The following is a 9,331-nucleotide window of genomic DNA, read 5'->3' on the forward strand; positions in this document are numbered from 1 at the left end:
TTAGCATTGGTGGTGGTAGCCGTGCTGGCGTTACTCGTCAGTCACGATCGTAAGAGTATCCGGATTCGCTATATCGTTCAGCTGCTGGTGATTGAAGTGCTGCTGGCGTGGTTCTTCCTTAACTCCGAAGCAGGCCTTGGTTTTGTTAAAGGTTTCGCCGGGCTGTTTGATCATCTGCTCAAATATGCAGCAGAAGGCACCAATTTCGTGTTCGGTAACATGAACGAGAAAGGCCTGGCCTTCTTCTTCCTCAATGTTTTGTGCCCTATCGTCTTCATCTCAGCCCTGATCGGGATTTTGCAGCATTTCCGCATCCTGCCTTGGGTGATTCGCGCTATCGGTACCGTGCTGTCGAAGATCAACGGCATGGGCAAACTGGAATCCTTTAACGCCGTCAGCTCTCTGATTCTGGGACAGTCAGAAAACTTTATCGCCTATAAGGATATCCTTGGCAAAATGTCACAGCGCCGCATGTACACCATGGCAGCCACCGCGATGTCGACGGTGTCGATGTCGATTGTGGGTGCCTACATGACGATGCTGCAGCCAAAGTACGTAGTGGCCGCGCTGGTGCTCAACATGTTCAGTACCTTTATCGTGCTGTCGCTGATTAACCCGTACCGCGTGGACAGCGAAGAAGACCTGCAGCTGCAGGATCTGCACAAAGGTCAGAGCTTCTTTGAGATGCTGGGTGAATACATCCTGGCCGGTTTCAAGGTGGCGATTATCGTTGCAGCGATGCTGATTGGCTTTATCGCGCTGATCTCCGGCCTTAACGCGCTGTTTGATACCATCTTTGGTATCAGCTTCCAGGGCGTGCTCGGCTATGTGTTTTATCCGTTTGCCTGGGTAATGGGCGTGCCATCCAGCGAAGCGCTGCAGGTGGGCAGCATCATGGCGACCAAGCTGGTTTCTAACGAATTCGTTGCAATGATGGATCTGCAGAAAATCGCCGGTCAGCTGTCGCCGCATGCGGAAGGCATTCTGTCTGTGTTCCTGGTCTCCTTCGCCAACTTCTCCTCCATCGGCATTGTCGCAGGCGCGATCAAAGGTCTGCATGAAGAGCAGGGTAACGTGGTATCACGTTTCGGCCTGAAACTGCTGTACGGCTCGACGCTGGTGAGCGTGCTCTCCGCCGCCATCGCCGGTCTGGTGCTGGGCTTCTGATCTACAGGGCGGGCTGCGGCTCGCCCTTCTCTTCTTTATATATACCTAAGCGTTATATCCCGCGCCAGTCAGTCTGCCGCCGCGCCACGCCCTGCTTCATCGTTTCCCGCAAACCCTTTGCACAATATCGAATTTCCGTTGTTGCCGTCTGCGCCCGTAGCTTTTCTTTCTGACCTCACCTCAGGAGAATCGCATGAGCATTCAGTTCCTCGGCATGATTGGCCACCGGCTTGCCTCAGAAATCATTCCCGCGTCCGGCACGTTGTTCGATAAAGATTACATTGCCCGCTTTGCCCGCGCCCATGAAGCGGCCGGCTTCGATCGCATTCTTGTCGGCTACTGGTCCGATCAACCCGATGGCTTTCTGGTCACCGCTCACGCAGCGGCGCATACCCAGAAGATTAAATTCCTGCTGGCGCACCGTCCGGGGTTTGTCGCGCCCACGCTGGCGGCCCGCAAGCTGGCTTCGCTCGACCATCTCACCGACGGCCGCCTGGCCGTGCACATTATCAGCGGCGGCAGCGACAGCGAACAGCGCCGCGACGGTGATTTTCTCAGCAAGGCTGAACGTTATGCGCGCACCGACGAATTTCTCAGCGTGCTGAAACAGAGCCTTGAATCGCCGCAGCCTTACGATCATCAGGGCCGGTTTTACCAGGCTGAGCAGGCGTTCTCCGCCATTAAACCGTTGCAACATAAGCTGCCGATCTATTTCGGCGGATCGTCACCGGAGGCGATTGACGTGGCGGCGCGGCATGCTGATGTCTTCGCGCTGTGGGGCGAACCGTTAAAAGGCGCGGCCGAGACGGTACGTAACGTGCGTGCGGCGGCGGCCGCGCAGGGGCGCCAGATTGCGTTTAACATCTCCTTCCGGCCTATTCTGGGTAACACTGAAAAAGAAGCCTGGGAGCGCGCCGAACATATCCGCGCCACCGCAGAGAAGCAGCTGGCGGATACCGGCTATACCTTTGGTTTGCCGAAGCCGCAGAGTGTCGGTGCGCAGCGTCTGCTGGCGGCGGCGCATGAGAGCGAACGCCACGACAAAGTGCTGTGGACCGGCGTGGCAAAACTGGTGCAGGGCGGCTACAACTCCACCGCGCTGGTCGGCACGCCGGATCAGGTTTCTGAGGCGCTGCTGGATTATTATCGCCTCGGCATTCATAGCGTGCTGATCCGCGGATTTGACCCGCTGAATGATGCGGTGGAATACGGCCGTGAGCTGCTGCCGCTGACGCGTGAAAAAGTGGCTGCGCTCAGCGCAACTGAAAAAAGGAGCGCCTGATGCGTCTCGCCGCTCTGTTTGCCGGTGTTGCGCTGGCCCTCGCGTCACTCCAGCCGCTGCTGGCGGCCGATAAAGTCACGCTGCGCCTTGGCGATGTGAAAGGCGATCGTTTTGCCGCCCTGAAAGCCTCGGGCGAACTGAACAATCTGCCTTACGATCTTAAGCTCACCGCCTTTGACTCCGGCGCGCCGGTGCAGGAAGCGCTCAATGCCGGGGCGCTCGATGTTGGCTTTACCGGTGATTTGCCGTTTCTGTTTGTCTATGCGGCAGGCGCGCCGGTGAAAGCCGTGGGTGCCTGGCAGAATAACCCGGACAGCATCGCCCTGCTGACCCGCCCCGACGCCGGCATTCACCGGCTGCAGGATTTAAAAGGTAAGCAGATCGCGGTCAACCGCGGCGGCTGGGGACACTATCTGCTGCTTGGCTTGCTGGAGCGCGCTGGCCTGACGCCGCAGGATGTCACGCTGCGCTTCCTTGGACCGGTGGATGGCCGCGCGGCGCTGACGTCCGGTGCGTTCGCGGCCTGGGCGCCGTGGGAGCCCTATATCGCCACCTCGACCGCCATCGACGGTACGGTGCGCGTGCCGGACGGCGGCGGTAAAGGCATTATGTCTGGTTACTCCTACGCACTGGCCCGTAATGAAGCGTTGCAGGACGCCGGCAAGCGGGAAGCGATTGCCGACCTGCTGGCGCGACTGGCGAAGGCGCAAATCTGGGCGCAACACCATCCGCAGGAATTCGCCGGCGTGCTGAGCCAAACCCTGAATATGCCCCCCGCCATTACCCGCAGCTGGATTGACGATGCGCGCATCCGCCCGCTGGTGTTTGACACGCACCTGATTGCCACGCTGCAGAAATCCGCCGACTTTTTCCATCGTTATCAGGTGTTGCCAAAGCAGGTCGATGTCAGCCAGGCGTTTGACTTCAGCCTGTCCGCCGCCGCTAACCGCATCGCCCAGCACGCGCCGGGAGACAAATCATGAGTGATTATCAGCACCATCGCCTGCGCACCTTCGTCGCCCGGCTGGCCACCCTGCTCGACAGCCAGCCGGACGAAGCGACCATTTTGCGGCAGGGCAGCGGCTGGCTGGCCGAACTGATTCGCCACGATGACTGGCTGGATGAGGCGTTTACCCAGCCCCATCCGCAGCACTATCAGCAATATCTGCTGTATGCCGATGCGCAGCAGCGCTTTTCCGTGGTGAGTTTTGTCTGGGGGCCGGGTCAGCAGACGCCGATTCACGATCACCGCGTCTGGGGCCTGATTGGCATGCTGCGCGGCGCCGAGATTTCACAATCGTGGCAGCCGGGCCCGCACGGTTTACAGGCAGAAGGTGCGCCGGTGCGGCTTGAACCCGGCAACGTGGAGGCGGTGTCGCCAACGGTCGGTGATATCCATCGCGTCAGCAACGCCTTTGACGATCGCGTCTCCGTCAGTATCCACGTGTATGGCGCGAATATCGGCGCGGTTGAGCGCGCGGTCTACACCGCCGACGGCCACGAAAAACGCTTTATTTCCGGCTACAGCAACCGTTATCTACCTAACATTTGGGACCTTTCACATGACTAAACCGGTTTTCCCGTTTCGCCAGGCGGCGGAACTGCTGACAGCGCTGCGTCAGCAACAGGAAGTGGCGATCATTGACGTGCGCGATGAGGCGCTGTTTGCCACCGGGCATCCGCTGTTTGCCGTCAACATTCCGCTGTCAAAGCTGGAGCTGGAGTTGCTGGACCGCATACCCCAACGTCATACCGCCATTACGCTGTATGACAACGGCGAAGGCCTGGCGCAGACCGCCGCTGAACGTCTCGCCGCACTGGGTTATCAGCAGGTCACGCTACTGGCCGATGATTTAGCCGGCTGGCAGGCGGCTGGCGGTGAGCTGTTTATCGATGTCAATTCACCCAGCAAAGCGTTTGGCGAACTGGTGGAACATCATGCCCGCACGCCTTCGCTCTCCGCCGATGAGGTACAGGCGCTGATTAGCGATGATGCCGACGTGGTGGTGCTGGATGCGCGGCGCTTCGATGAATATCACACCATGAGCATTCCGGGCGCCACCAGCGTACCGGGCGGCGAACTGGTGCTGCGCGTGCGCGATTTAGCCCCCTCACCGCGCACCACAGTGATTGTGAATTGCGCCGGACGCACGCGCAGCATTATTGGCACGCAGTCGCTGGTCAATGCCGGTATTCGTAATCCGGTATTCGCGCTGCGCAACGGCACCATTGGCTGGACGCTGGCCGGTCATGCGCTGGAGCATGGGCAGAGCCGCCGCTATGGCAACACCAGCGAAACCGCGCAACGTCAGGCCGCGAGCCAGGCCCGCGCCATTGCCGATCGCGCTGGCGTGACACGCATTCCTCTGGCGACGCTGACGCGCTGGCAGCAGGAAGCACGCACCACCTACCTGTTTGACGTGCGTGATGCCGAAGAGTACGCCGCCGGTCATCTGCCGGGCAGCCGCCACGTGGCGGGCGGCCAGCTGGTACAGGAGACCGATCACTACGCCAGCGTGCGCGGTGCGCGTATCGTGCTGGTGGATGATGACGGTGTCCGCGCCAATATGACCGGCTCCTGGCTGGCGCAGCTTGGCTGGCAGGTGGCGGTGCCTGACGCGTTGCAGGCCAGCGATTTCAGCGCTGTCGGTAGCTGGCAGCCGCAGGTGGCGCCGGTTGCTGCGCCGGAATCGATCTCCCCCGCGCAGCTAGCCGAGTGGCTGGCGGCTGGCGACACGCAGGTGCTGGATTTCACCACGCTCGCCAGTTACCGCAACAGCCATATTCCCGGTGCGGCCTGGCTGCTGCGTTCCACCCTGCAGCAGCAGGGCAAGGCACTACTGCCCGATGCTGGCCGCTACGTGCTGACCTGCGGCAGCAGCCTGCTGGCCAGCTATGCCGTGGAGCAAATTGCCACGCTGACCGGCAAACCGGTGCGGGTGCTGGCGGGAGGCAATGCAGCCTGGCGCGCCGCCGGTCTGCCCACCGAACAGGGCGAGCAGCGCCTGCTCTCGCCGCCCATCGATCGTTATCGCCGCCCGTACGAAGGCACCGATATTGAACCGGACGTGATGCAGGCCTATCTCGACTGGGAATATGGTCTGGTGGCGCAACTGGATCGCGACGGTACCCACGGTTTTCGCGTGCTGCAGCTGCAGCCACAGGCCGTGACGGTTTAACACGGAAAGGCGCTGCAGGTCAGCGCCATTGCGCGCAGCCAGTTGGCGAATGCAACGTTACACTGCGCAAACGGGCAGTATTATTATCGGGTTTTGAATACGTTTGTTCTGAACGAACAGAGAATTGGTGGAGATAAGCGGGATCGAACCGCTGACCTCTTGCATGCCATGCAAGCGCTCTCCCAGCTGAGCTATACCCCCACATCTGGAATTCGTTTTTTCAGTGCAAACCGTTGGGAGCGGTTTGGTGGAGCTAAGCGGGATCGAACCGCTGACCTCTTGCATGCCATGCAAGCGCTCTCCCAGCTGAGCTATAGCCCCGTACCGAAAAAACCGCCGAGTTACCTCGACGGACGGCATAATATGAGACCGCTGTTTGAGTGTCAACGGCAAATTCTCGTTCTGCGTGCGATCGCTGAAAAAGGCGGCAACCCTGTGTCGCCGTGGCGTTTTTTTCAGCGCAGCGCGTGCTCGTCATCCCTCCCCTCAGCCGTTATCTCAACGCCGCCTCAACGGTGCGCCACGCCGAGGTTAACTTTAGGTTAAAGATGTTAGCGTCAGGCTTGTTTTCGTTAATGGTGCGTGTAAAACTTAGCGCGCTAATTAACCGGTTAGCCGTCCAGGGTATTCACTCGCTAACCGGCCAGCACGTCCTCCTTGTTTAATAAAAGAAAAGTGAACTATGTCGCTGCATACACCTAAAGAGATCGCGCAACTGGCGATTCAGGCCGGCGTGGCTAAAAGCCGTCTGCCGGTTTCCACCTTATTAATTCTTGGCTTTATGGCTGGCGCGTTTATCGCCACCGGCTTCCTGCTCGATCTGCACGTTATTAACCAGCTGCCTGCTGAATGGGGCTCGTTTGCCGGCTTCCTCGGTGCGGCGGTATTCCCGGTCGGACTGATTCTGACCGTGCTGGCGGGTGGCGAACTGCTGACCGGCAACATGATGACGCTGCCCATTGCCTGGTTCGCGCGCCGCATTAGCGGTTTCAGCGTGCTGCGTAACTGGTTTTGGGTCACCATCGCCAATTTTATTGGCAGCGTTGCGGTAGCATGGTTCTTCGGCCATCTGCTCGGCATGACCGAAGGCGACTATCTGAAGAAAACCGTGGCGATCGCCCATGCCAAAGTGAACGCCGATTTCATGCACGCGTTCATCTCCGGCATCGGCTGCAACTGGCTGGTGTGCCTGGCGGTATGGCTGGCCTTCGCCAGTAAAGATATGGTCGGCAAAATCTTCGGCATGTGGTTCCCGGTGATGGCCTTCGTGGCAATCGGTTTCCAGCACGTGGTGGCCAACATGTTTATCGTGCCTGCCGCAATTTTTGCCGGTCAGATGAGCTGGGCAGAATTTGCACCTAACGTGGTTGCGGTATTTTTAGGCAATGGTGTGGGCGGTGCGATCTTTGTCGGCCTCACCTATTTCCTCGCCTTCCGTCCGGCACAGGCGGCGGTCAGCGAAGCGCAGTAAACCGATTTTGCCTTTTGTCGCACAGCAAAAGGCATTTTCTGCCTTGATTACTTTTCCCCGTAACGTTTTGTTGTAATATGTAGAGCTAATGTATTTAACAGGGACAGCATCGTGAAAAAGGAATGGCTCACTCCCGAAGAGCTCGCGCTGGAAACGGGCTACAGTCGGCAGACGGTGAATAAATGGATCAAGCGTGAAAACTGGACGACCACGCCCAAGCCCGGTGTACAGGGCGGTAAGGCGCGATTAATCCACATTGATGAGCGTGTCAAAAGCTTCATTCAGTCCACCCGCCATGCAAACGAACCGGCGGCGAATTACGGCGCTCAGCAAAATACGTTACCTGCGTTATTAATAAATTCTGTCCAGCAAATGACGGCCACCGAACAGGAACAACTGGCGGCGCTGTTATTGCGGGAAGGGATCAGGGGCGTATTACAGCGGTTAGGAATCCAGGAAGAATAGAAAAGCCGGAAGCAGTGAGATGCTTCCGGCTTTTTTGTTGCCTGCCTTATCACAGCAGCCTGACAGGCCGCTGTTCAGCTCAATCAGGCCTGTGCTTCACGCTCCGCGATGAACGCCAGCGCTTTTTCGATACGCGCCACGCTGCGGCTGCGGCCGATGGCTTCCACCGTCACGTCGAGTCCAGGCGACTGGCCGGCACCGGTTACGGCAACGCGCAGCGGCATACCGACTTTGCCCATGCCGAGCTCAAGTTGATCCGCAGCAGCCTGAATGGCGTGATGCACGTTTTCCGCATTCCAGTCGCTGTCGCTGATGGCTGCCAGCTTGTCGCGTACCACTTCCAGCGGCTGACGCGCCACCGGACGCAGATGCTTTTTCGCTGCATCCGCATCAAACGCGTCAAACTCTTCATAGAAGTAGCGGCAGGACGCGGCGATTTCGACCAGCGTTTTGCAGCGCTCACCCAGCAGCGTCACCAGCTTCGCCAGCTCCGGTCCGGTGCGGGTATCGATATTCTGCTGCTCGATGTGCCACTGCAGCTGGGTCGCGACATATTCCGGCGGCAGCGTATTAATGTAGTGGTGGTTGAGCCACTGCAGTTTCTCGGTGTTGAAGGCGCTGGCCGATTTGCTCACCGCATCGAGGGTGAACAGTTCGGTCATTTCCGCCACGCTGAAAATCTCCTGATCGCCATGTGACCAGCCGAGGCGCACCAGATAATTAAGCAGCGCTTCCGGCAGGTAGCCGTCGTCGCGATACTGCATGACGCCCACTGCGCCGTGACGCTTGGACAGCTTTTTACCGTCATCGCCAAGGATCATGGATACGTGCGCGTAGGTTGGCACTTCCGCACCAATCGCTTTCAGGATGTTGATCTGACGCGGCGTGTTGTTGATATGGTCTTCACCACGAATAACGTGCGTGATGCCCATATCCCAGTCGTCGACCACCACACAGAAGTTGTAGGTCGGTGAACCGTCGGTACGGCGGATGATCAGATCATCCAGTTCCTGGTTGCTGAATTCAATCGGACCACGAATCTGATCGTCAAAAATTACCGAACCGTCCTGCGGGTTGCGGAAGCGCACCACGCACGGTTCATCGGCAGCATGATGTTCATGGCTGTCGCGGCAGCGGCCGTCATAACGGGGCTTCTCGCCTTTTTCCATCTGCTCTTCACGCAGCGCGTCCAGACGCTCTTTCGAGCAATAGCATTTATAAGCAGTACCGGCTTCCAGCATTTCGTCGATAACGTCGTTATAACGGTCGAAACGTTTGGTCTGGTAGTACGGGCCCTCATCCCAGTCGAGATTCAGCCAGTTCATCCCATCCATAATGGCTTCGATCGCTTCCGGCGTGGAGCGCTCCAGGTCGGTATCTTCGATACGCAGGACGAATTCGCCCTGGTTATGGCGAGCATAAAGCCATGAGTAAAGCGCAGTACGCGCACCACCGACGTGCAGGTAGCCCGTCGGGCTGGGTGCGAAGCGAGTTTTGATTTTCATTCAGCATTGCCTTAAATGCGCAGGTTTCGTTGTCTGGATGACAAAAAAACGGGTTAACGCGGAAAAACAGTGCGCATATTCTAGCAGGTGAGGCTGATTCCTCAATCACTGTCACGCTGGCGGCGCGGGCAGAAGTGCGTTTTTCTGCTAATAAAACCAGCACATTGGCTAAAAGCGCTGCATGATGTCTAAATTTAAAGCGAACGCACATTTATGTTTTAAAAAGCGTTGACTCACTTCGAAGGATCCCTATAATGCGACT

8 protein-coding genes and 2 tRNA genes are annotated in these 9,331 nt (G+C 58.3%); 7 read left to right on the forward strand and 3 right to left on the reverse strand.

Translation table 11 applies throughout. The features are described 5' to 3' along the window. The 5 genes from QMM04_RS18250 to QMM04_RS18270 all read left to right on the forward strand — a co-directional run. Positions 1-1,167 (forward strand): NupC/NupG family nucleoside CNT transporter (locus QMM04_RS18250; RefSeq protein WP_282996700.1); only part of this gene is annotated, 1,167 nt, incomplete at its 5' end. A gap of 193 nt (positions 1,168-1,360) precedes the next feature. Next, entirely contained in the window at positions 1,361-2,449 is a 1,089-nt protein-coding gene (locus QMM04_RS18255; protein WP_127834401.1) for an LLM class flavin-dependent oxidoreductase, read from the forward strand. Next, positions 2,449-3,432 carry an ABC transporter substrate-binding protein gene (locus QMM04_RS18260; protein WP_282996701.1) on the forward strand — a complete coding sequence of 328 codons (984 nt, stop codon included), beginning with the start codon at positions 2,449-2,451 and terminating at the stop codon, positions 3,430-3,432. The genes QMM04_RS18255 and QMM04_RS18260 overlap by 1 nt, the downstream gene beginning before the upstream one ends. Beyond that, positions 3,429-4,019, forward strand: a complete 591-nt coding sequence (locus QMM04_RS18265; RefSeq protein WP_059012166.1) for a cysteine dioxygenase — start codon at positions 3,429-3,431, stop codon at positions 4,017-4,019. The genes QMM04_RS18260 and QMM04_RS18265 overlap by 4 nt, the downstream gene beginning before the upstream one ends. Next, complete coding sequence (locus QMM04_RS18270) at positions 4,012-5,628, forward strand: rhodanese homology domain-containing protein (RefSeq protein ID WP_282996702.1); 1,617 nt, start codon at positions 4,012-4,014, stop codon at positions 5,626-5,628. The genes QMM04_RS18265 and QMM04_RS18270 overlap by 8 nt, the downstream gene beginning before the upstream one ends. Before the next feature lie 125 nt (positions 5,629-5,753). Here the strand turns inward: QMM04_RS18270 and QMM04_RS18275 are convergent. Continuing rightward, a tRNA-Ala gene (locus tag QMM04_RS18275) sits at positions 5,754-5,829 on the reverse strand. A gap of 44 nt (positions 5,830-5,873) precedes the next feature. Continuing rightward, a tRNA-Ala gene (locus QMM04_RS18280) sits at positions 5,874-5,949 on the reverse strand. Between the two features lie 361 nt (positions 5,950-6,310). Between QMM04_RS18280 and QMM04_RS18285 the strand changes: the two genes are divergently transcribed. Next, positions 6,311-7,099 carry a formate/nitrite transporter family protein gene (locus tag QMM04_RS18285; RefSeq protein WP_021508241.1) on the forward strand — a complete coding sequence of 263 codons (789 nt, stop codon included), beginning with the start codon at positions 6,311-6,313 and terminating at the stop codon, positions 7,097-7,099. A 111-nt stretch (positions 7,100-7,210) separates the two neighbouring features. Continuing rightward, the gene (locus tag QMM04_RS18290; RefSeq protein WP_058758359.1) at positions 7,211-7,564 is read left to right on the forward strand and encodes a YfeC-like transcriptional regulator; all 354 of its coding nucleotides are present in this window, start codon (positions 7,211-7,213) and stop codon (positions 7,562-7,564) included. Positions 7,565-7,647: 83 nt separating this feature from the next. Here the strand turns inward: QMM04_RS18290 and gltX are convergent, their stop codons facing one another. Further along, positions 7,648-9,069 carry a glutamate--tRNA ligase gene (gltX, locus tag QMM04_RS18295; RefSeq protein ID WP_058758358.1) on the reverse strand — a complete coding sequence of 474 codons (1,422 nt, stop codon included), beginning with the start codon at positions 9,067-9,069 and terminating at the stop codon, positions 7,648-7,650. Positions 9,070-9,331 lie beyond the last annotated feature (262 nt).

Origin of the sequence: Pantoea sp. Pa-EAmG, assembly GCF_030024295.1 — a bacterium.
Taxonomy (GTDB): Bacteria; Pseudomonadota; Gammaproteobacteria; order Enterobacterales; family Enterobacteriaceae; genus Pantoea; species Pantoea dispersa.